This is a genomic window from Exiguobacterium aurantiacum DSM 6208, from assembly GCF_000702585.1.
GTDB lineage: Bacteria > Bacillota > Bacilli > Exiguobacteriales > Exiguobacteriaceae > Exiguobacterium > Exiguobacterium aurantiacum.
In genome coordinates this window covers 1,290,059-1,314,055 of the sequence record NZ_JNIQ01000001.1, presented here as the reverse complement: position 1 = coordinate 1,314,055, position 23,997 = coordinate 1,290,059, and the positions used below count along the sequence as shown (strand labels likewise).

The window sequence follows — 23,997 nt, the reverse complement described above, 5'->3', positions numbered from 1 at the left end:
GTTACACGTCAATCATGTTCCCGTTTCTCATCATTTCTATACCTTACTTCCGTTTTCCTGCTTTCGGTTTCGCCCGATCCGCATCGCGCTCTAACACCGGCTTCAAATACTTGCCGGTATACGACGCCGCGACCTCAGCGACCTCTTCTGGCGTCCCCGTCGCGACGATCGTGCCACCGCCGTCCCCGCCTTCAGGGCCGAGGTCGATCAAGTAGTCGGCCGACTTGATGACGTCGAGGTTATGCTCGATGACGAGCACCGTGTCCCCGTTCTCGACGAGACGTTGCAGCACTTTCAACAAGCGCGCGATATCGTCGACGTGGAGCCCGGTCGTCGGTTCGTCCAAAATGTAAATCGTCTTCCCGGTCGACCGTTTATGGAGCTCGGAGGCGAGCTTGACGCGTTGCGCCTCCCCGCCCGACAGTTCGGTCGCCGGTTGGCCGAGTTTCATGTAGCCGAGACCGACGTCATGGATCGTCTGGATCTTCCGCTTGATTTTCGGAATTTTGTCAAAGAAGTCGAGTCCTTCCTCGATCGTCATGTCGAGCACGTCGGCAATCGTCTTGCCTTTGTACTTCACTTCGAGCGTCTCACGGTTATAGCGTTTCCCGTGACACACCTCACACGGGACGTACACGTCAGGGAGGAAGTGCATCTCGATCTTGATGATCCCGTCCCCGCGGCATGCCTCGCAGCGTCCGCCTTTGACGTTGAAACTGAAGCGGCCTTTCTTATAGCCGCGCATCTTCGCCTCGTTCGTCGTGGCGAACACGTCACGGATATCGTCGAACACGCCCGTGTACGTCGCCGGGTTCGAGCGCGGCGTCCGTCCGATCGGGGACTGGTCGATGTCGATGACTTTGTCAATCTGGTCGAGCCCCTCGATCTTCTTATGCTTCCCGGGCTTCGCTTTCGCCCGGTTGATATGGTGGGCGAGCGACTTGTACAAAATCTCGTTGATGAGCGTCGACTTCCCGGAACCGGAGACGCCCGTCACGGCGATGAACATGCCGAGCGGAATCGAGACGTCGACCCCTTTCAAGTTGTTCTCTTCCGCCTTCAAGATTTTGAGGAACCGTTCGTCCGGCACTTTCCGTTCCGCCGGGAGCGGGATGAACTTCTTGCCGGCCAAATATTGACCGGTGAGCGATTTTCGGTTTTTCATGAGCTGCTTCGGCGTGCCGGCGGCAATGACTTCGCCTCCATGCTCGCCCGCCCCCGGTCCGATGTCGATCAAGTAGTCGGCTTCCATCATCGTGTCCTCGTCATGTTCGACGACGATGAGTGTGTTGCCGATGTCGCGCATCTGCTTGAGCGTCGCGATCAAGCGGTCGTTGTCGCGCTGATGGAGCCCGATCGACGGTTCGTCCAAGACGTACAAGACGCCCGTGAGCCGTGAACCGATTTGCGTGGCGAGACGGATCCGTTGCGCTTCCCCGCCCGAGAGCGTCCCGGCCGCCCGTGACAACGTCAAGTAGTCGAGCCCGACGTTGTTGAGGAAGCTGAGCCGCTCACAAATCTCTTGCAAGATCAGGCGCGCGATGGCGATGTCTTTCTCGCTCAGCTCGTTCATGATCGAATCGAACAGCTTGATGGCGTTGACGACGGACAGCTCGGTCACATGCCCGATATGTTGCCCCGTGATCTTGACGGCGAGCGTCTCTTCTTTCAGACGATAGCCGTTGCACGTCGGACAGGCGTGTGTCGCCATGTACATCTCCATCTGTTCACGGATATAGTCGGACGTCGTCTCTTTATAGCGGCGCTCGATGTTACGGAGCACCCCTTCGAAGAAGATCGTGTTCGTCCGGACTTGACCGAAGTCGTTCTCATAGCGGAACAAGAACGACTCTTCGTCCGTCCCTTTCAAGACGAGGTCCTGGTCGCGTTTGGACAGGCGCTCGAACGGCACGTCCATGTCGATGTCGAAGTGGTTGCACATCGCGGCGAGCAGTTGCGGATAGTATTGTGAACTCGTCGGTTGCCATGCGGCGACCGCGCCTTCTTTCAACGTCTTCGACGGGTCCGGGATGACGAGTTCCGGGTCGACGTCGAGTTTCGTGCCGAGGCCGTCACACGTCGGACAAGCGCCGAACGGTGAGTTGAACGAGAACATGCGCGGTTCGAGTTCACCGATCGAGAAGCCGCAAATCGGGCAGGCGTGATGCTCGCTGAACAACAGCTCGCTCCCGTCCATCTTGTCGATGATGGCCCGGCCGTCTGCAAGGCGGAGCGCCGTCTCGAGTGAGTCGGCGAGACGCCCTTCGACGTCTGGTCGGACGACGAGCCGGTCGACGACGACTTCGATCGAATGTTTCTTGTTTTTGTCGAGTTCGATGTCCTCCGTCAATTCGACCGTCTCCCCGTTGACGCGGACACGGACGAACCCTTCTTTCTTGAGTGAGTCGAACACTTTGACGTGCGTCCCTTTTCGCCCGGAGACGATCGGCGCCAAGATCTGCAGACGCGTCTTCTCTGGAAGCTCCATCACTTGGTCGACCATTTGCGAGATCGTCTGGCTCGAGATCTCGATGCCGTGGTTCGGACAGACCGGTTTGCCGATGCGGGCGAACAAGAGTCGTAAGTAATCGTAAATCTCGGTGACCGTCCCGACCGTCGAGCGCGGGTTGCGGCTCGTCGTCTTCTGGTCAATCGAGATGGCCGGACTGAGACCCTCGATCGTGTCGACGTCCGGTTTGTCCATCTGCCCGAGGAACTGACGGGCATAGGCGGACAGGCTCTCGACGTAACGACGCTGCCCTTCGGCGTAAATCGTGTCGAACGCGAGCGAGGACTTCCCGGAACCGGACAAGCCCGTCAAGACGACGAGCTGGTCCCGCGGGATCTCGATATCGATGTTTTTCAAGTTGTTGACGCGCGCCCCTTTGATGACGATCGCATTTTTCTTTTCAGCCATTTAACTCCCTACCTTCAACTCCAAGATTAAGTCACGCAATTCGGCCGCCCGCTCGAACTGGAGGTCGCGGGCCGCTTGTTTCATCTCTTCTTCTAGTTTGGCGATCGCCGCCTCGCGCTCGGCCGGTTTCATCGAGCTGAGCGACTCGAGCACTTCTTCCTCGGCATCGACCGTCGCGCGGATGACGCCGCGCACTTCTTTCCGGATCGTCTGCGGCGTGATGCCGTGTTCTTCGTTGTACGCCTGTTGGATCGAACGCCGGCGGTCGGTCTCTTCGATCGCCCGTGTCATCGAGTCGGTCATCTTGTCGGCGAACAAGATGACGTGACCGTTCGAGTTCCGCGCCGCCCGGCCGATCGTCTGGATGAGCGAACGGTCCGAACGGAGGAACCCTTCCTTGTCGGCGTCGAGGATCGTGACGAGACTCACTTCCGGGATATCGAGCCCTTCCCGGAGCAAGTTGATGCCGACGAGGACGTCGTACTTGCCGAGGCGCAGGTCACGGATGATCTCAATCCGCTCGAGCGTCTTGATTTCCGAGTGCATATAGTTGACCTTGATGCCCGCCTCCCGGAGATAGTCCGATAAGTCTTCGGCCATCTTCTTCGTGAGCGTTGTCACGAGGACGCGCTCGTCGCGTTTGATGCGTTCGCGGATTTGGTCCATCAAGTAATCGATTTGGCCTTTGATCGGGTGGATCTCGATCGTCGGGTCGAGGAGTCCCGTCGGCCGGATGATCTGTTCGACCATATGCGGTGTATGTTCGAGCTCATACGGCCCCGGCGTCGCCGAGATGAAGATCGCTTGACTGAGCTTCTTCTCGAACTCATCGAATTTGAGCGGTCGGTTGTCTTTCGCCGATGGCAACCGGAAGCCGTGATCGACGAGCACTTGTTTCCGGGCCTGGTCTCCGTTGTACATCCCGCGCACTTGCGGGAGCGTCACGTGCGACTCATCGGCGACGAGCAAGAAGTCTTTCGGGAAGTAGTCGATGAGCGTGTATGGCGTCGCCCCTGCCTCCGTCAAGTTCAAGTGTCGCGAATAGTTCTCGATGCCTGAGCAGTAGCCCATCTCACGCATCATCTCGAGGTCATAGTTCGTCCGCTGCTCGAGCCGTTGCGCTTCGAGCAGTTTTCCTTCCTCCCGGAACTTCGCGAGCTGCTCTTCAAGCTCGGCCTCGATGTTGACGATCGCTTTTTGCAGCTTCTCGTCGCGGGTGACGAAGTGGGATGCCGGGAAGATCGAGACGTGTTCCCGGTCGGCGATGATCTCACCGGTGAGCGGGTCCATCTCACGGATGCGGTCGATCTCGTCACCGAAAAACTCGACGCGCAAGCACTGCTCGTCGCGTGAGGCCGGGAAGATCTCGACGACGTCTCCGCGCACACGGAACCGGCCGCGCTGGAAATCGATGTCGTTCCGCTCGTATTGAATGTCGATCAGCTTGCGGAGCATCTGGTCACGTCCGAGCTCTTTCCCGACCCGGAGGCTCAAGACGAGACTGTTATACTCTTCCGGGTTACCGAGACCGTAGATGCACGATACCGAGGCGACGATGATGACGTCTTCCCGCTCGAACAAGGCCGACGTCGCCGAGTGGCGGAGCTTGTCGATCTCGTCGTTGATCGAGGCGTCTTTCTCGATGAACGTGTCGGTCGAAGGCACGTACGCCTCCGGCTGATAGTAATCGTAATAGCTGACGAAATATTCGACGGCGTTGTTCGGGAAAAACTCTTTGAACTCGGAATAGAGTTGGCCGGCGAGCGTCTTGTTGTGGGCTAGGACGAGCGTCGGCTTCTTCACTTCTTGGATGACGTTCGACACGGTGAACGTCTTACCGGTACCCGTCGCACCGAGCAGCGTCTGGTAACGGTCGCCTCGGTTGACCCCTTCGACGAGCTCTCGAATCGCCTCCGGCTGGTCACCTGCCGGACTGTATTCCGATTGTAATTCGAACGGAACGTTGATCTTGTCCATGTATATTCCTCGCTTTCTGTTCCTTGCATATTGACTTGATTATAGCACATACACGAACAAATATTCGCTTCTGACACGCTTCCCAAACCGTCCCGCTTTTCAGTATGATGAAAAGTGAATCTACTGAGAAACGAGTTGGTCATCATGTGGTCATTGCTCTTCATCCCGCTCGGTGCCCTCGTCGGCGCGTTGTCCGGATTTTTCGGCATCGGCGGTGGTGTCATCATCGTCCCGGTGCTGCTCTTCAGTGGATACTCGGCGGCCGAGGCCGTCGCGACGTCCCTTCTGTTCGTCGTCGGAACGAGCCTGTCAGGTGCGAAAAAGCATACGTCGCTCGGCAACGTGTCGTGGCCGACGGGTGTGACGATCGGACTCGTCGGTGCCGTGACGGCACAACTGTCGAGCCGCCTCGTCCTCGCCATCTCGGGGACGTACGATTGGTTGCTCAATCTATTTTATCTGGCTATCCTATCTTATTTTGCCGTTACGCTATTAAAGAAAACATCTAAACCGCAGAAGCCGAAAAAATCATCGCTGCTTGCCGCCCTCGTCATCGGGATGATGGCCGGGCTGTTGTCGGCACTCCTAGGCATCGGTGGCGGTTTCATCATCGTCCCGCTCCTCGTCAGTTGGCTCGGCTTCTCGACACATCGCGGGGTCGGGACGAGCCTGGCTGCCGTCCTGTTCATCTCGCTCGGCGGACTCGTCGGTTATCTCCCATCGCTGTCGCTCGACTACGTGACACCGCTCGCGTTGGTCATCGGCGCTTTCATCGGGGCCCCGTTCGGCGCCACGCTCACGAATCGCTATCACGATAAAGAAATCTCTAACCGACTCGCCTGGTTGTATATGGCCGTCATCACCTCAATCGCGCTCGATCTTGGTGCCGCCGTCTATGCGCCGCTCGCGTACGTCAGTTTGGCGGTCCTGCTCGCTTTTCTTGTCGGGATTGGACTCGACTTCAAACGGCGTATTGTCAATCAAAACCACTTTTCATAAGAAAAGTGGCTTTTTTTGCATATTCGGTTTTGAAACGCTTACATTTGGGGCATATAATGAAGTGGTAAGCCAAATTTAATATGGAAGGAAGGGAGTATCACATGTCAGCATTCGTCAGCGAAATTATTGGTACAATGCTACTCATCTTGCTCGGTAACGGTGTCGTCGCCGGCGTCGTCCTCCGTCATTCGAAAGCGGAGAACGCAGGTTGGGTCGTCATCACGTTCGGTTGGGGCTTCGCCGTTATGATCGGGGTATACGCAGCCGGAATCTACGGAGGGGCGCACTTGAACCCTGCCGTCACGGTCGGGCTCGCGACAGCAGGCTCATTCCCTTGGGCTGATGTGCCAGCCTACATCTTGGCACAGTTTATCGGGGCGTTCATCGGGGCCGTCCTCGTGTTCGTGCACTACAAACCGCACTATGATGTGACCGACGATCCGGGTGCCAAACTGGCCACCTTCTCGACCGCACCAGGGATTCGTAGCACGCCGTTCAACTTGATCGGGGAAATCATTGGTACGTTCGTTCTCGTCTTCGGAATTTTGTCATTCGGGGCCAACACGTTCACGGACGGCTTGAATCCGCTCATCGTCGGTTTCCTCGTTGTCTCGATCGGTCTCTCACTTGGTGGTACAACGGGATATGCCATCAACCCGGCACGTGACCTCGGGCCGCGGATTGCGCATGCGATTCTTCCAATCAAAGGCAAAGGGACGTCGGACTGGGGCTATTCATGGATTCCGGTCGTCGGACCAATCATCGGGGCGGTCATCGCCGCATTGGTTTACGGCATTCTTGTCCCATAATCTTTCTAATTTCTAAGGAGGCACTCTCATATGGATAAAGAAAAACGTTATATCTTAGCACTTGACCAAGGCACGACAAGCTCACGCGCCATCATCTTCGACCACGACGGCAAGATCGTCACGACCGCCCAGCGCGAGTTCAAGCAATACTTCCCGAAGCCAGGCTGGGTCGAGCATAACGCCAACGAGATCTGGGGTTCTGTCCTCGCCGTCATGGCCGAGGCGTTCGGTTCGGCCGACATCGACCCGAAAGAGATCGCGGCCATCGGGATCACGAACCAACGGGAAACAGCCGTCGTGTGGGAAAAAGAGACGGGACGTCCGGTCTATAACGCTGTCGTCTGGCAATCGCGTCAAACGGCCGGCATTTGTGACGAACTGAAAGAAGCGGGCCATGCCGACTTGTTCCGTGACAAGACGGGGCTATTGATCGACGCCTACTTCTCAGGGACGAAAGTGAAATGGATCCTCGACAACGTCGACGGCGCCCGTGAGAAAGCGGACAATGGCGAGCTCCTCTTCGGGACGATCGACACGTGGCTCATCTGGAAACTTTCCGGCGGCCACGCCCACGTCACCGACTACTCGAACGCGTCACGTACGCTCATGTACAACATCTATGAGCAGAAGTGGGATGACGAGCTCCTCGACATCCTCACTGTACCGAAATCGATGCTCCCGGAAGTCAAGCCATCGAGTGAAGTGTACGCCCATACGATCCCGTACCACTTCTTCGGCTTCGAAGTGCCGATCGCCGGCGCCGCTGGTGACCAACAGGCCGCCTTGTTCGGGCAAGCGTGCTTCGATTCAGGGGAAGGGAAAAACACGTACGGCACGGGTTGCTTCATGCTCATGAACACGGGCGAGGAAGCCGTCAAATCGGACCATGGCCTGTTGACGACGATCGCCTGGGGCTACGACGGGAAAGTCGAGTACGCGCTCGAAGGATCGATCTTCGTCGCCGGTTCGGCCATCCAATGGCTGCGCGACGGTCTCCGGATGCTCAAGTCGGCGAAAGATACGGAACAGTACGCCAACCGGGTCGAGACGACAGATGGCGTCTACGTCGTCCCTGCTTTCGTCGGTCTCGGTGCCCCGTACTGGAACTCTGACGTCCGCGGCGCCATCTTCGGCCTCACGCGCGGTACCGAGAAAGAACACTTCGTCCGGGCGACGCTCGAGTCGCTCGCCTATCAGACGCGTGACGTCTTGACGGCGATGGAACAAGACTCAGGGATCGAGTTGAAAACGCTCCGTGTCGATGGTGGCGCGGTCAACAACAACTTCCTCATGCAGTTCCAGGCCGATATCTTGGACGTTCCGGTCGAGCGGCCGGAAGTGAGCGAGACGACGGCACTCGGGGCCGCCTACCTCGCCGGTCTTGCCGTCGGATTCTGGAAAGACCAAGCGGAAATCAAGCAACAGTGGAAACTCGACCAACAGTTCGAACCGAGCATGGACGAGTCGCACCGCGAAAATCTCTACAAAGGTTGGCAGCACGCCGTCGAAGCGACGATGGGCTTCAAACCGTCAAAACTTGAATCGTAAGCACACGAAAGGGAGCCTCCGCGGAGGCTCCCTTTTTCATGGACCATTTATAGTTTGCGTAACCGAAGCCGTGGGCTCATCGGCTCTCCAACGAACAAGATGCCGAGCTCATGCGGGTCGGTCTCGTACATCGCCCGTTGCACGAACCGGATGTCCCCGTTCAAGTTGAGCACTTCGAGCTTGATGTACGGTTTATGGATTTGGAGCGCCTCATAGAAGCTGCTCCCGCCTGTGATGACCGTACCGTTCACTTTATAGATCGACTCGCCCGGGATGAGCTGCATCGTCTCGCCCGGTGAGCCGGGGAGCGTGTCGACGATGACCGCCCCGCGATTGCCGTTGATGAACACCGGCGTCGTCGCGCGGTTCTCGCGTTTGATGAGCTGCAAGGCGAGCTCATAAAGCACGTAGAGGGCAATCAGGACGTAACCGGCATACGGCACGTCAGACACGTACGATACCCCGTACAAGCCGAGCGCGACGATGGCGAGGACGCCCCGATACAGGCTCAACCGACCGAGCAACGTCCGTGGGAGCGCGCCCGTCGACAACAGGCTCACCCCGATCGGAATCGGCAAGATGACCGGGACCGGCCCGTCGAATCCGAACGATGGCGGAAGGAACACGACGAGCGGGAAAAACCAAAGCCGCTTGACGACGTGGCCGCCGATGAACTGTCCACGTTTGGACAAGATGAGCGTCGGCGACGTCTCGACGTTCCCGTTCCAGCGCAAGAGAATCGCCTCGGCGAGCGTGACGATCCCGAAGACGAGCGCGTACACCGGCCAGTCGACTTCGGCGACCCGTTCGACGACACGGTCGAGCGGTCCGTACGAGACGACGTCTCGAAGCGCGACCGCACCGAGCATAACCAAGAACGGGAACGCCGGACTGCCAAAGCGCGGATGCATCGTCAATACGACGAGGGCGTACAGGACGGTGAACGTGATGAGCCATTCGACGTTGACGGTCGTCTCGAGCAAGATCGTCGCGACCGAGCCGAGCACGGCGAGGAGCAGACTCGGCCAAATGAAGTGGCGCCAGTCCGACTTCGGCGAGCGCCGGCGCGACCGAAACATCGCCCGCTCTCGTTTGATGCGTGTCATGGATATGTAAGCGAGGGCGACGAGCGTCACCCAGAGCAGCGGACTACCGATCAAAGTCAACAATACAGATACACTCATTCGTAGAACGTCCACACGTGTCCAATCCTTTCCCTAATCCTTATTTTGCAGCTTCTTCGAGCGCGCGGTTCAACTGGGCGTCGTTCGCCTCGTCTTGGATGACTTCAAGTAGACGCGATTCGAGCGCCGACGCCGTGTCCTCATCGACGACCCCGTTCGCCGTCAAGTTGTTGTCTTCTTGGAAAGCGGAGACGGCGCGGGCCATCGTGTCACCGTAATAGCCCGGCTGACCGCCCGGCTCGTAGCCAAGGCCCTCTAAGACGGTATGCAGGTTCGAGACCGAATCGCCGTAATCGCCGACCTCGAGCGTGTCCGTCTCGGCTAAGATCCGGTTGACGCTGAAATAATCCGGTTGGTTGATCTCGATGTCCGGCTCGATGCCTTTCTCGTTGATCCAATTGCCGTCCGGTGTGAGCCATTTGCTCGTCGTCAGCTTCAAGTTGCTGCCGTCCTCTAAGTCGAACGCCGTCTGGACGACACCTTTGCCGAACGTCTTGTTGCCGATCACAGTCGCATCGGCGCCTTCTTTGAGCGCACCGGCGAGAATCTCGGACGCGGAGGCCGAGCCTTCGTCCGTCAAGACGAACAGTCCGTACGGTTTCGCCTCACGGGCGCGGCCGCTCTGCGATTCGCGCTCCCCTTTGGCGTTCTCGATTTGGACGACCGGCTTGTCCGTCAGGACGAACCCTTCGACCATCGTGATGACCGACGGCAAGAGACCGCCCGGGTTGCCGCGCACGTCAATGATGAGACTATCGATGTCTTGGCTCTCGAGCTCTTCGAGTTGCACTAAAAACTCCTCATCGGTCGGTTCCGAGAACTGCGTCACTTGCAAGTACCCGATCTTTTTACCGCCCTCTTCTTTCACTTCCGACGTCACCGTCTCAATCGGGATCGTGTCACGCGTGATCTCGTAGTCGGCCTCTTGGCCGCCTCGGCGAATCGTGAGCGTCACGACCGTCCCTTTCTCCCCGCGGATGAGGCGGACCGCCTCTTCGACGGCCATCCCTTCGATCGACTCGCCGTCGACGGCCGTGATGACATCTCCTGGACGGAGCCCGGCCGCTTCGGCAGGCGCCCCTTTGATTGGAGCGACGATTAAGATGTCTTCTCCTTTCTTCTCCAAAGTCGCGCCGATTCCTTCAAAACTCGACTCGATCGAGTCGGTGAATTGGGACGTCTCTTCCGCGTCGAGGAAGTCAGAGTACGGGTCATCGAGTGCTGCGGTCATGCCGTCGAGCGCCCCGATGAGCAACGCTTCGTCTGATATATCTTTTAGCGAGTGTGCCTCGATGAGTTTGCGCACTTGTTCGACTTTGTCCCAACCCTCACTGCGAGGTTGGATCGCGGTCGGTAAAGCGGCCGTATCGGTAAACGCCATCGTCGCGAGGCCTGCACCGGCACCGGCGACGAATGTGGCGCCGGCGAGTAGTCCAGCGGTTGAATTTTTCACGGGTAGTCCCTCATTTCTCTTTGTCAGTCTTTCATTCAGTATAGCAAAAAGTTTAGAAGAAAAGACGCGTTCCACACATTTGGGGACGCGTCCGTCAGTTAGTAGCCGATATATGGACCCGGGTCGACCGCGTTCGGTTGCCCTGGTGCCCATTCACCTCGGTGAAGCTCGAAATGAAGATGCGGTCCGGTCGACCAGCCGGTGTTGCCGAGCGTACCGACCGTCTGACCGGCGCTCAGTGTCTGTCCTGGCGCGACCGTGATCGAATCAAGATGGCCGTACACCGTCGTCCACACTTGACCTTGGATCACGTGGGAGACGAAGACGACGTTGCCGTAACCGGTCGCCGGCGCCGCCTTGATGACGATGCCTGGTGCCGCCGAAACGACCGGGGTGCCGGTCGCGTTGACGATGTCGATGCCGCGATGCGACTCCGGGGCGCCGGTGAGCGGGTTCGCCCGCGGGCCGAAGCGGCTCGAGACGTACCCGGAGACGGGACGGACGAACGTCGACACAGGCGCCGTCACGTTCTCGGTCACTTCAACAGGTGGGACGGGTGGCGCGGCAGGAGTCGTGTTCGACTTCGCGTCCGCCGCGGCTTTGGCCTCGGCCTCTTGACGTGCTCGTGCCTCTACCTCTGCTTTCGCCTGTGCCTCAGCGGCCGCCTTCGCTTCCGCTTGTCTTCTCGCTTCCGCTTCGGCCGCCTCGCGTTCGGCGACGGCGATCGCCTCGAGCTGACCGGCGATGATGCGGCGCTGTTCATCCATGAGCGCTTGTTCTTCCTCGCGCGTCATCTGTTCGAGTTCGAGTAGCTCGACTTGATCGTTTAGCTCCGACAGCAACGCCCGCTTCTCTTCAGCGGCACGGTCGAGCGCTTGTTTCGTGATGACGAGCTCACGCTCTTTTTGTTTGACGAACGACAGTTGCGTCCGTTGCGCCGTCTCGAGCGATTCGAGCCGGTCGACTTCGGTCATGAACGTATGTATGAGGTCCCGGTCCTGTTCCGCGATCGATTGCGCCGTCACTAGGCGCGCCACGAAGTCACCGAATGAACGGGACTCGAAAATGACTTGGAGATAGGACCGGTCCTCATGAATTTGAAGCACACGAAGACGCTCACTAAGGAGCGCCTTCTGGTCTTCGAGATACTGCTCTTGGGCAGCGAGTTGGCGGCGGGTCACCTCGAGCTCGGCACGAGCCTCGTCCGCCTCTGACTGCTGGACGGCGATCTGTTCGCTGAGGCTATCGAGCCGTTCGTTGACGGCGCGGACCTCGGTCGACACCGCGTCACGCTCGGCTTCGGTCAACTCGAGTTCGACGTCCGTCTCCGCTTGCGCTTTTTTCGATGCTTCTAGCTGTTTGGATAGACGATCTTGTCGTTCCCGTAACGTCTCTTTCTCCGTCGCCATGACCGGCGCGGCAAGTAACGTCATACATAATCCAAGCGCAAGCGAACGTTTCATCCGCCAACTCCCCCTCATCATTTAAGTTAGACTTTTAAGAATCGACCGAGCGATGTCGTCGATCCCCAGATCCCGATGAACGCGCCGAGCGCAAGCAAGACGAGCGACACTTGCGTCGTGAGCGTCGATGGATCAATCAACTTAAATATATCACTATTCAATTGATCTAGCGATGGTTGTAAAGCACTATATGCGACGTCGTAACCGAAATAGACGACGGCGATCGGGATGAGCGCACCGAGAACACCGAGGAGGAGTCCTTCGATGAAGAACGGCCAACGGATGAAGCCGTTTTTCGCCCCGACGAGACGCATGATCTCGATCTCACGGCGACGTGAGAAGATCGTCATCTTGATCGTGTTCGAGATGAGGAACATTGCCATGAGCGTGAGCCCAACGATCAACACGAGTCCGCCGATGCGGATCCCGTTGAAGAAGGCGAACATCTTGTCGATATAGTCCTGTCCATACGTGACTCTATCGACGTTCTCAAGCGACTGGACCGCATCGGCGACCGTCTCGGTCTCGAGCGGGTCTGACGCCTTGACGATGTAGCGGTCGTGGAGCGGGTTGTCTTTCTCGACCGCGCCGTACGCGTTCGCGTCTTCCCCTAGCTGGTTGCGGAAGTTTTCGAGCTCATCATCTTTCGAGCTGAACACTACCGACTCGACGCCGGGGATCTGTTCGATGTTTTGCCCGAGCTGTTCGACGTTCGCCTCTTCGGCGGTACGGGTGACGAACACTTGGATCTCGACGTCGTTCTCGACGTTTTGTGAGATCTCATTGACGTTGAACATGACGAGGGCGAATACCCCGACGAGTAACAATGTGATCGTGACGGCACTGATGGCCGCAAACGACATCCACCCGTTGCGAAGTGTTCCTTTGAACCCTTCCCGTAAGTGACGGAGTCCACTTTTAAATATCATAGCCGTATGCTCCTTTCTCTTCGTCACGGACGACTTTTCCGTTCTCGATCGCGATGACGCGATGACGAATCTTGTCGACGATGTCACGGTTATGTGTCGCCATGACGATCGTCGCCCCACGGCGGTGGATCTCTTCGAACACTTCCATGATGCCCCACGCCGTGTCCGGGTCTAAGTTACCGGTCGGCTCGTCGGCGATGATGAGCTTCGGCTTGTTGACGATGGCACGGGCGATCGAGACGCGCTGTTGCTCCCCACCCGACAGTTCATCCGGATAGTTGCGCGCCTTGCTCTTCAATCCGACGAGGTTCAACACGTCCATCACTTGTTTGCGGATCGTGCTCGCGTCGGCTTGGACGACTTCTAGGGCGAAGGCGACGTTCTCGTACACGGTGAGCGACGGCAATAATTTATAGTCTTGGAAGATGACGCCGAGTTGGCGACGGAGTTTCGGCACGTGGCGGTTCTTCAACTTGCCGACGTTGATGCCGTCGATCAACAGTTGACCGCTCGATGGCTTCTCCTCCCGATAAATCATCTTCATAAACGTCGATTTCCCGGCGCCGGAAGGTCCGACGACGTATAGAAATTCGCCGTCTTGGATCTCTATGTCGAGGTCATCGACGGCGACGACGCCGTTCGGATACACTTTGCTGACTTTTTGCATCGAAATCATAACGTATTCCCTACCCTTTTTGTATATTTTTCATGCATCTATGACGAATGTCCATTGTTTTAGTAACTGTATATTTCGTCTAGCCTATGTTCTACAGGAAACGCGGCGCGCTGTCAAGGCACGCTTTTCACGCTGCACCCGGAATCCATATGATCCAAGGCGGTAGTACAAGCGCCTATAATTATAACAACCCGACTTTTAAAACACCATTACAGGAGTGTTTCAGTTCCGTTGAGTTCGGTGGGAAATTGTCGCGCCGAACGTCCACTTCACCGATTCGCCATATTATATGAAAGAAATATTCAAAAGGCGCCCATCGAGATGGACGCCCCTCATTTATTCAGGTGGTTTTTCTTTCAACGCATCGAACGGCGACCGTTTTTTCTTCCGGTACTTGATGTGGATCGTCGGCGACTCATACTCTTCCGATGCCCGGATATCCTTGCCCGAGACGCGCATGAACGACCAGGCGAGGAGGATCATGATAAAGATGAGCGGGAACCCGCCGACGATGCTCGCCGTCTGGAGCGTGTCGAGTCCGCCGAGGAACATGAGCGTCAGCGGCATGATGCAAAGCGCGAACGCCCAGAACAGCCGGTTCCAGACGAGCGGCTCGTCCTCGACATGTTTTTGGGTGACCGACGCCAAGATGTACGACGACGAGTCGAACGTCGTCGCGAGAAAGATGATGGCGAGGAGCGTGAACACGGCGACGACGACCTTGCCGAACGGGAGCAGCCCGATGATGGCGATGATCGTCGCCGGCGGCCCGTACGTTTCCATGTAGCCGATGACGTCGAACGCCCCGGTCAAGTGCATGTACAGTCCGAAGTTGCCGAGGATGCCGAAGAACAGGATGCAGCCGAACGTCCCGTACACCATCGTCCCGATGATCATGCCGCGAATCGTCCGTCCCCGGGAGATCCGGGCGACGAACAGGCCGACGAACGGCGCATAGACGAGCCACCACGCCCAGTAGAACACCGTCCACGCCTCGGGGAACCCTGTCTCGTTGAAGCCGCCGAGATTTCCGAACGGCTCCATCCACGTCGCCATGAGGAAGAAGTTGTCGAGCAGGATGCCGACCGAGTTGAACGTCGTCTCCATGATGAACCGCGTCGGCCCGAAGATGAACACGAACGCGAGAATCGATAGCGACAGCCAGATGTTCAAGTCACTGAGCACTTTGATGCCGCGCTTGAGCCCGACATACGAGCTGACGGCGAAGATCGCCGTACAGATGAGCATGATGACGGCCTGCATACCGAGCGTGACCGGGATGCCGGTGATCTCGTTCACCCCTTCGGCGATCATCGGGGTACCGAGCGCGAGCGTCGTCCCGGCCCCGCCGAGGAGCCCGAAGATGAACAAGATGTCGATCAACTTCCCGACCGGCCCGTCCGCCCATTTGCCGATGACCGGCCGGACGGCCTCGCTCACTTTGAGCACCGACTTGCGCCGCACATAAAAGAAGTAAGCGATCGGCAGCGCCGGCAGCGTGTAGATCGCCCAGGCGATCGGGCCCCAGTGGAAGATGCCGTACGCCGTCGCCCATTGGATCGCCTCGGTCGACTCCGGCGTGACCCCGAACGGCGGCCCTTGGTAGTAATACACCCATTCGATGACCGACCAATACAAGATGCTCGAGCCGATGCCGGCCGCGAACAACATCGCCGCCCACGAGAACGTGCTGAACTCGGGTTCCTCGTCCTCACGCCCGAGTTTGACGTGTCCGTTCTGGCTGAAGGCGACAAAAATCAAGAACCCGAACGCGCCGAGTCCCATCGCCAAGTACAGCATGCCAAAGTTTTGGGTCATGAACGTGTTGGCGGCGCCGACCCACGCCTTCCCTGCCTCCGGGAACAAGACGAGCGGCAGCGTCACCGCAATGAGTAAGCAAAATGCACCGACAAACGTCGGCCAATCGATCAGTTTCGTTTTCACCATGACCCTCTCCGTTCTGAAGTTGTTGTTGTTTTTTTACCAACATATTAGGAATTTGAAACGACGGTTTGTCAAATTAAGCGCAACACTTCATCCGTGAAGGCCTCGTGTGCGGTCTTCCAGCCCAGGCATTTGCGTGGCCGCCCGTTGATTTTGGCGAGTGCGTCCACGACCTCGCCTTGGCCGACCGTCGCGAAGTCCGATCCTTTCGGGAAGAACTCGCGCAGGAGGCCGTTGGCGTTCTCGTTGCTGCCGCGCTGCCACGACGAGTACGGGTCGGCGAAATACATCGGCACGCCGAGTGTCGCCCGGACGCGCTCGTGACAGCTGAACTCCTTGCCCCGGTCCGTCGTCGCCGTCTTGAACGTGCCCGCTGGGAAGGCGGCGTGGACCGTGTGGATCGCCTCCTCCATCGAGGCCGCGCTGCGGTCCGCGATCGGCAGGGCGAGGTAGAACCGGCTCTTTCGCTCGATGAACGTCGCGACGCACGCCCTCGACTTCCCACGCCCGGAGACGACGGTATCGAGCTCCCAATGCCCGAACGTCTGGCGCCCCCTGACGTCCGGAGGCCGTTTCGAGATGGACAGCCCGATGTTGAACCGCCCGCGTGTCTCCACCGGTTTCCGGCGCTTGCCCTTCTGGCGGAGCACGGTCACCGGCACGTCGATCAGCCCCGAATAGATCCAGCGATAGATGGTCGAGAAGGCGATCTCCCCGTCGAAGAGCCGACCCACGATCTGTTCCGGGGACCAGGTCGCCCGCAGCTTCTCGATGATCGTCCGGCGCATCATGTCGTCGAGCTTCGTCTTGGCGCCGCAGTTTCCCTTCGCCTTGGCGTAGCGCTCCTGTGCGCGTTCGGCCGTATAGCCGGGGTTCCGTCTGATCTCCCGCGAGACGGTCGAGGGCTGTCGCCCGAGCCGTCTCGCGATGGACCGGATGGACATCCCGAGCCCCAGATAGGTCTCTATTTTCACGCGTTCGGCTGTGGTAAGATGGGTGTAGCTCATAGCGATTCCTCCGTCTGAATGTTTGTGTGGTAACTTCATTCTACACGAGGCCGTCGCTATGGGCTTTTTTGCGTTCACGTTCAGGTGTTGCACTTAATTTTATAATTCATCCAACAAAAAAACCACGGTCACCGCCGGAGGGCACTGAAAAACTTCAAATGATTTTGAACAGAGGAGCGTCGTCCCGTGAGGGATGGCGCTCCTCTGTTTTCATCGCCCTTCAGCCGCCCTGTCCGGCACGCCGCTTTCCTGGGGGCGGGCGTCGAGCCGCATCGCGACGGTGTCGCTGCTGGGTCTCGCCTTGCCCGCTGATTCCCCGGGAGTCGGCGTGCCCTCGGGCAGCGCTGTACGCGCCCGGCATTCCGGACTATACTGGCAGTAACCAACCAACTTGGAGGCGATCCCGATGATGCCCGACCTGCCGAACATGCCGCCGAGCCCGTATGCGGCCCTCTATGATCTGTTGATCCCGGCCGATGACGAGCTGCGGCTCATCCACGACCTCGTCCCGTTCGATTTCATCACCGAGTTGCTCGAGGACACGTATTGCCACGACAACGGTCGGATGGCCGTCCATCCTGTCCGGATGTTCAAATATCTGTTCCTGAAGGCGCACTCGAACCTATCGGACGTCGACCTCGTCAGACGGGCGAAGACCGACCTCGCCTACAAATATTTTCTGGATTTGGCGCCGGAGGATGACGTCATCAACCCCTCCTCGCTCACGAAGTTCCGCCGTCAGCGTATGGACGACGACGAGCTGCTCGACAAATTGATCGGGCACACGGTCGAGGTCGCGAAAGGGATGGGGCTGCTCAAGGGACGGACATTGATCGTCGACGAGACCCATTCCCGAGCCCGATACGGGCAGAAGCCGATTGGGAAGGCGATCATCGAGGAGGCGAAGGGACTCCGTCATGCGTGCTACAAAGAAACCAAGAACGCGAAGGGGCGCTTTCCGGAGAAGGTGGACGAGTCGGACATCGACCAGCTCCTCTCGTATGCGCTCGCCGTCGCCGAGACCGTCGAGAGCAAGATGCCCGAGCTTATGGCGCGCGAGCACATCCGTGACCGGGTGAACCGTGTCCGCGAGTTCGCGGAGGATGCGCACGTTGAGCTCCAGGTCTCCAGGGATCCTGATGCCCGGACCGGGCACAAGAGCGCCGACTCATCATTCTTCGGCTACAAACATCATCTCGCGATGACGGAGGAGGGCATCATCACGGCCGTCGTCGTCACATCTGGCGAGGCGGCAGACGGGCCACAATTGGCGAGTCTTGTCGAGAAGAGCCATCTAGCCGGTGCCGAGTTCGATCACATCGTGGGCGACGGGGCCTATTCTAGCCGGGACAACTTGATCTATGCCGCCTCGCAAGGGTGCAGGCTCGTCGCACCCTTGCACCCACAAATTTCTTCTCCCGCACCGAACCGTGTCGAAGGATTCACCTACAACAAAGACGCCGAACGTTACGTCTGCCCAGCCGGGCACATGGCCGTCCGCAAGGTCCGTGGCGGACGGAAGGACGTCGGAAAGAACCAAGTGGAGAGCCATTTCTTCGACATCGAGCTGTGCAAGCAGTGCCCATTGCGCGAAGGCTGTTACAAAGACGGGGCCAAGTCGAAGTCTTACAGCGTGTCATTGAAGTTGAGGGAGCACAGCGACCAACTCGACTATGAGCAGACGGATGATTTCAAGGACCATCGCCGGAAACGCTTCGCCATCGAGGCGAAGAACAGCCAACTGAAGAACCCGCATGGTCTGGCGCGCAACAAGACGTCAGACCTGAAAGGCATGACGTTGCAAGGCGTGATGGCGATCGTCGCGGTCAACCTGAAGCGAATCATCGCCCTTCGAAAAGAAAATACAGGATGAGGGCAAGGAAAAAAGGGGGATTGTCCCGACATGAGTCGGTTCAATCCCCCTTTTTTCTTTTCACGCTCGGATAGAGCGGAGGTTTTTCAGTGCCCTCTCACCGCCGTGGTCCCATCATTATTTCTTCTCAGCGAGCCAAGCCGATACGGCCGTGATCTCGTCATCATCTTGAATGACGTTCGCAGGCATCGCGCCTTTCCCGTTGCGAATGATCCCTTCAATCTCTTCAGCTGACAATCGTGCACCGACGTCTGTCAACGCCGGACCGCTCATGCCTTCCAAGTTCGCGCCGTGACAAGCCGCACAGTTTTGTGCGTAAACCGCTTCCGCGTCGACCGACGCCGTGTTCGAGCCTGTATCCCCGTTGCTTGACGTGTCTTCCTCATCGCCGCCGCCGCACGCACCGAGCGTGAGCATGGCGCCGAGGCCGATGGCCATCATCCACTTCTTCATATAAGGTTCCCCTCCTAAGTTGTAGAAATAACCTACAATTACCATTATAGCCGTTCTGAACCGCTTTCTAACCTAATCTCACGAAAAGTACACAAAGATTCCACAACTTACGGCACGTTGATGTAACGCTTGTCCGACGTGAACCCTTGCCCCATCACCTCGTGCGCCTCGCTGAAGACGAGGAACGCCTCGGGGTCGATGCGGCGGATGATCTCTTTCAACCGACTCACCTCGTTTTGACGGACGACGACGAGAAGCATCGGACGGTCGAGGCGCGAGTAGGCACCGATCGCCTGAATCTCCGTCGCCCCACGGTCGAGCTCGTCGAAGACGGCGCGCGTGATGACGTCACGCTGCTCCGAGATGACGTACGCCATCTTGTCTTGCGTGAAACCGAGTTGGACGAAGTCGATCATTTTGATCGTGATGAACAGGGCGATGAGCGCATACAGCCCCGTCGTGAACGAGAACGTGACGGCGGCGACGAGGACGACCGCCCCGTCGAGGATGGCGATGCACAAGTAGAGCGGGATGTGCGTGAACTTATGTAGGATCTGGGCGATCAAGTCCATCCCGCCGGTCGAGGCGCGCCCGCGGAAGATGAGGCCGAGCCCGATCCCGACACCCGCCCCGCCGAACACGGCCGCGAGCAGCGTATCGTTCACGGCGGCACCAGCGTCGATCAGTTCATAGAACAAGATGACGCCCGGCAAGAAGATCGAGCCGACGAGTGACTTGACGCCGAAGCCGAGCCCGAGGATCATCCAACCGATGAGGAGGAGCAACACGTTCGCCACGAGCTGGAACGCCCCCGGCGAAATGCCAAACAGCTCGTACGTGATGATCGAGATCCCGCTCACGCCGCCCGAGGCGAGGTTGTTCGGAAGTAAAAACAAACTGAACGCCGAGGCGACGAACACGGACCCGGTCAGTAAATAAATATAGTCTTTGACGATTTGCTTCATTAAAGGTTTTCTCCTCTACATACAACGTGGCCCAAAGACGTCCGTCTTTGAGCCACATGCATCACATATTTGTCTTGCGGAGGTACGCGTCGATGAAGCCCATGATATCCCCATCCATGACGCCGCCCGTGTTCCCGACTTCATAGCTCGTCCGGTGGTCTTTGACCATCGCGTACGGGTGGAAGACGTACGAACGGATCTGGCTGCCCCAGCCGATGTCCGTCTTCTCGCCGCGAATCTCGTCGAGTTTACGTTGCTGCTCGTCGAGTTCCCGTTGGTAAAGCTTCGCCTTGAGCATCTTCATCGCCGACTCGCGGTTTTTGATCTGCGAGCGCTCGGTCTGACACGAGACGACGACGCCCGTCGGCACGTGCGTGATTCGGACGGCCGAATCGGTCGTGTTGATGTGCTGACCGCCGGCGCCTGACGCGCGGTACGTGTCGACGCGAAGGTCCTCGGTCTTGATGTCGATCTCGATGTCGTCATCGAACTCCGGCATGACGTCGCACGAGACGAACGACGTATGACGGCGGCCTGATGAGTCGAACGGCGAGATGCGCACCAAACGGTGGATCCCTTTCTCCGCCTTCAAATAACCGTAGGCGTTGTGCCCGATGATTTGAAGCGTGACCGACTTGACGCCCGCCTCTTCACCCGGCAAGTAGTCGACCGTGACGACTTTCCAGCCTTGCTTGTCCGCGAATCGCTGATACATGCGAAGGAGCATCGACGCCCAGTCTTGCGACTCGGTGCCGCCCGCCCCCGGATGCAACTCGAGGATGGCGTTGTTGGCGTCATACGGACCGTTCAACAAGATCTCGAGCTCGAACGCGTCGAAATCGGCTTTGAGCGCCGTGACCATCTCTGAGAGATCGTCTTGCATCTCGGCGTCCGGCTCTTCTTTGATGAGCTCGAGCGTCACTTCGCCGTCCTCGTGTCCGTCGGCGAGCTCTTGGTACTTGTCGACCATCGCTTTGAGCGCGTTCGACTCGTCGATGACTTTTTGCGCCTTCTCTTGGCTGTCCCAGAAGTCCGGGTAAGTCATCTCGTTCTCAAGCTCGGCGATGCGCGCCTGTTTCTCTGACAGGTTGAGCGATTGGCGATAATTCTCGAGACGTTTCGCCATCGCCTCAAGTTCGTTCCGAATATCTGAAATTTCCATAGTGTAAGTCACCTTTCCGTAGGAAAGAGGCGAGCTGGCTCGCCTCTTTGAAATTAAGCCTGTTGTTTGCCGTGGCAGTTTTTGAACTTCTTGCCTGAACCACACCAGCACGGGTCGTTGCGCCCGAGCCGTTGGTCTTCCGTACGACGGACCGGCTTTTTCTTCACCGGCGTGTCGTCCTTGCCAGACACCGCCACTTCCTCCTCGACGACTTTCTCGCGTCGGAGGTTGTCGCCGACTTCGGCGCGGAGCACGAAACCGGTCACTTCCTCGGAGATGGCGACGTTCATCGCATCGAACATGTTGATCCCTTCCGCCTGGTACTCGCGGAGCGGGTCGTTCTGACCGTAAGCGCGCAAGTGGATCCCTTGGCGGAGCTGGTCCATATGGTCGATGTGCGACATCCAGTGCGAATCGACGGCACGGAGGACGATAATCTTCTCGAACTCGTTGAACCGCTCAGGCGGCGCGAGTTGACGCTTCGCCTCGTACTGGGCGTTCGCGCGCTCCAAGAGGAGCTCCGTGATCTCTTCACGTTCTTTACCGAAGAAGTCTTTCCCTTCGACCGTCGTCTCGAGCGCGAGCGTCTGGTTCGACCAGTGCGCGAGCTCCTCGATGTTCCATTCCTCAGGGACGAGTTCGAGCGGCGTGTATTGCGCCACACCGGCCTCGACCGTCTCACGGATCATCGAGCGGACGATGTCAGACACCGACTCGTTCTCGAGGATGCTGGCCCGGTCTTTGTACATGACCTTCCGCTGGTCGGCCATGACGTTGTCGTAGCCGAGCAACTGTTTCCGCGCGTCATAGTTGTTGCCTTCGACGCGTTTTTGGGCCGACTCGACCGCTTTCGACACCATGCGGCTCTCGATCGGTTGCGTATCGTCCATACCGAGGCGCTCCATCATGCTCTGGAGGCTGTCGGTACCGAAGCGGCGCATGAGCTCATCTTCGAGCGACAAGTAGAACTGGGATTTACCCGGGTCCCCTTGACGACCGGCCCGTCCACGGAGCTGGTTATCGATCCGGCGCGACTCGTGGCGCTCGGTGCCGACGATGTACAGACCGCCGAGCTCGATGACGCCTTCGCCGAGCTTGATGTCGGTTCCGCGTCCGGCCATGTTCGTTGCGATCGTGACCGCGCCTTTTTGACCGGCGTTCTCGATGATCTCGGCCTCACGGGCGTGGTTCTTCGCGTTCAATACTTCATGCTTGATCTTCTTCTTCGACAAGAGCTTGCTCAAGTACTCAGACGTCTCGACCGCGACCGTCCCGACGAGCACCGGTTGGCCTGTCGCGTGCGCTGCCGTGATCTCTTCGACGACGGCCTTGAACTTGCCTTCCATCGATTTGAAGATGAGGTCGGAGCTATCGTCCCGCAGGATCGGTTTGTTCGTCGGGATCGTCACGACTTGCATGTTGTAGATGTTACGGAACTCTTCTTCCTCCGTCTTCGCCGTACCGGTCATCCCAGCGAGCTTCTCATACATGCGGAAGTAGTTCTGGTACGTGATCGTCGCGAGCGTCATCGACTCGCGCTGGATCTCGACGCCTTCTTTCGCCTCGATCGCCTGGTGCAGGCCTTCCGAGTAGCGACGCCCGTCCATGACACGGCCCGTGAACTGGTCGATGATCATGACTTGACCGTCACGGATCATGTAATCGACGTCGTGATGCATGACGGCGTTCGCGCGAAGGGCGAGCCCGACGTGGTGGTTGACCGAGACGTGCTCGATCGCGAACAAGTTGTCGATGCCGAAGAACTTCTCGGCGAGGTCGACCCCTTTATCCGTCAAGAGCACCGATTTCGTCTTCACGTCGACCGTGTAGTCGTCCTCGACTTTGAGCGTCCGGACGAACGCATCGGCGCGCGTGTAGAGCTCGGTCGATTTTTGTGCCGATCCCGAGATGATGAGCGGGGTCCGCGCCTCATCGACGAGAATCGAGTCGACTTCATCGACGATCGTGAAGTAAAGCTCGCGCTGGACACGGTCTTCCTTATAAAGGACCATGTTGTCACGCAAATAGTCGAAACCGAGCTCGTTGTTCGTCGAGTACGTGATGTCACAGTTGTACGCCGCCTGCTTCTCCTCGCGTCCCATGTTCGAGACGTTCAGCCCGACCGAGAGGCCGAGGGCGAAGTAGAGCGGTTCCATCAGTTCTTTGTCACGCTTCGCCAAATATTCGTTGACCGTGACGACGTGGACGCCGCGGCCCGTAAGTGCGTTCAAATAGACAGGGAGCGTCGCGACGAGCGTCTTCCCTTCCCCTGTCTTCATCTCGGCGATGTCGCCGTTATGGAGCACGTAGCCCCCGATGAGCTGGACGCGGTAGTGCCGCATTCCGAGTACACGCTCTGACGCCTCGCGGCAGACCGCGAACGCTTCCGGGAGGATATCATCGAGCGTCTCACCTTTGGCGAGACGACCGCGGAACTCTTCAGACTTCGCCTGCAACTGTTCGTCAGACAACGCCTTGATCGGCTCAGCGAACGACTCGACGAGATCGGCCGCTTTCTCTGCTTTTTTCAGTATCCGTTTCTGTGGAGCAAATAAATCTTTCAAAAAGTTCGCCATACTCATATCTCCTCAGCATTCCTCTAAAATGCATGTTTTTTCCCTAATGTACAGTTTAACCG

General features: G+C 58.1%; 17 protein-coding genes. 4 read left to right on the top strand and 13 right to left on the bottom strand.

Translation table 11 applies throughout. The features are described 5' to 3' along the window. Positions 1-43 precede the first annotated feature (43 nt). Both uvrA and uvrB read right to left on the bottom strand, forming a co-directional pair. Positions 44-2,917: an excinuclease ABC subunit UvrA gene (gene uvrA, locus P398_RS0107010; protein ID WP_029334588.1), complete on the bottom strand. Its 2,874-nt coding sequence runs from the start codon at positions 2,915-2,917 to the stop codon at positions 44-46. Beyond that, positions 2,918-4,894, bottom strand: a complete 1,977-nt coding sequence (gene uvrB / locus P398_RS0107005; protein WP_029334587.1) for an excinuclease ABC subunit UvrB — start codon at positions 4,892-4,894, stop codon at positions 2,918-2,920. 144 nt (positions 4,895-5,038) lie between these two features. Between uvrB and P398_RS0107000 the strand changes: the two genes are divergently transcribed. From P398_RS0107000 to glpK, 3 genes are all read left to right on the top strand, one after another. After that, entirely contained in the window at positions 5,039-5,893 is an 855-nt protein-coding gene (locus P398_RS0107000; protein WP_051638886.1) for a sulfite exporter TauE/SafE family protein, read from the top strand. 101 nt (positions 5,894-5,994) lie between these two features. Further along, positions 5,995-6,702, top strand: coding sequence for an MIP/aquaporin family protein (locus P398_RS0106995; protein WP_029334585.1), 708 nt, complete (start codon positions 5,995-5,997; stop codon positions 6,700-6,702). Positions 6,703-6,732: 30 nt separating this feature from the next. Continuing rightward, on the top strand, positions 6,733-8,250 hold the full coding sequence (gene glpK, locus P398_RS0106990) for a glycerol kinase GlpK (RefSeq protein WP_024370443.1): 1,518 nt from the start codon (positions 6,733-6,735) through the stop codon (positions 8,248-8,250). 47 nt (positions 8,251-8,297) lie between these two features. On the opposite strand, the gene P398_RS0106985 is transcribed toward glpK, so the two are convergent. The 7 genes from P398_RS0106985 to P398_RS0106955 all read right to left on the bottom strand — a co-directional run bounded on the left by P398_RS0106985 (position 8,298) and on the right by P398_RS0106955 (position 16,906). Beyond that, on the bottom strand, positions 8,298-9,434 hold the full coding sequence (locus P398_RS0106985; protein ID WP_029334584.1) for a PDZ domain-containing protein: 1,137 nt from the start codon (positions 9,432-9,434) through the stop codon (positions 8,298-8,300). Between the two features lie 40 nt (positions 9,435-9,474). Further along, positions 9,475-10,887, bottom strand: a complete 1,413-nt coding sequence (locus P398_RS0106980; RefSeq protein WP_029334583.1) for a S41 family peptidase — start codon at positions 10,885-10,887, stop codon at positions 9,475-9,477. 98 nt (positions 10,888-10,985) lie between these two features. After that, positions 10,986-12,350 (bottom strand): murein hydrolase activator EnvC family protein, encoded by a 1,365-nt coding sequence (locus P398_RS0106975; protein WP_029334582.1) that lies wholly within the window; start codon positions 12,348-12,350, stop codon positions 10,986-10,988. A gap of 26 nt (positions 12,351-12,376) precedes the next feature. Continuing rightward, positions 12,377-13,279 (bottom strand): permease-like cell division protein FtsX, encoded by a 903-nt coding sequence (gene ftsX / locus P398_RS0106970; protein ID WP_024370447.1) that lies wholly within the window; start codon positions 13,277-13,279, stop codon positions 12,377-12,379. Beyond that, a complete protein-coding gene (gene ftsE, locus P398_RS0106965; protein WP_029334581.1) occupies positions 13,269-13,955 on the bottom strand; it encodes a cell division ATP-binding protein FtsE in 687 nt (228 codons plus the stop codon). Before ftsE ends, ftsX begins: the two co-directional genes overlap by 11 nt. 336 nt (positions 13,956-14,291) lie before the next feature. Further along, positions 14,292-15,899, bottom strand: a complete 1,608-nt coding sequence (locus P398_RS0106960; protein WP_115336721.1) for a BCCT family transporter — start codon at positions 15,897-15,899, stop codon at positions 14,292-14,294. A gap of 71 nt (positions 15,900-15,970) precedes the next feature. Then, positions 15,971-16,906 (bottom strand): IS30 family transposase, encoded by a 936-nt coding sequence (locus P398_RS0106955; RefSeq protein WP_029334579.1) that lies wholly within the window; start codon positions 16,904-16,906, stop codon positions 15,971-15,973. Between the two features lie 406 nt (positions 16,907-17,312). Here P398_RS0106955 and P398_RS0106950 point away from each other — a divergent pair, with 406 nt between their 5' ends. Continuing rightward, positions 17,313-18,779 carry an IS1182 family transposase gene (locus tag P398_RS0106950; RefSeq protein WP_029334578.1) on the top strand — a complete coding sequence of 489 codons (1,467 nt, stop codon included), beginning with the start codon at positions 17,313-17,315 and terminating at the stop codon, positions 18,777-18,779. 117 nt (positions 18,780-18,896) lie between these two features. On the opposite strand, the gene cccB is transcribed toward P398_RS0106950, so the two are convergent. The 4 genes from cccB to secA all read right to left on the bottom strand — a co-directional run bounded on the left by cccB (position 18,897) and on the right by secA (position 23,935). After that, positions 18,897-19,232 (bottom strand): cytochrome c551, encoded by a 336-nt coding sequence (gene cccB, locus P398_RS0106945; protein ID WP_029334577.1) that lies wholly within the window; start codon positions 19,230-19,232, stop codon positions 18,897-18,899. Between the two features lie 107 nt (positions 19,233-19,339). Next, complete coding sequence (locus P398_RS0106940) at positions 19,340-20,197, bottom strand: YitT family protein (protein WP_024370451.1); 858 nt, start codon at positions 20,195-20,197, stop codon at positions 19,340-19,342. A 61-nt stretch (positions 20,198-20,258) separates the two neighbouring features. Then, on the bottom strand, positions 20,259-21,359 hold the full coding sequence (gene prfB / locus P398_RS0106935; protein WP_024370452.1) for a peptide chain release factor 2: 1,101 nt from the start codon (positions 21,357-21,359) through the stop codon (positions 20,259-20,261). 53 nt (positions 21,360-21,412) lie between these two features. Further along, entirely contained in the window at positions 21,413-23,935 is a 2,523-nt protein-coding gene (gene secA / locus P398_RS0106930; protein ID WP_024370453.1) for a preprotein translocase subunit SecA, read from the bottom strand. Between the last annotated feature and the right edge of the window lie 62 nt (positions 23,936-23,997).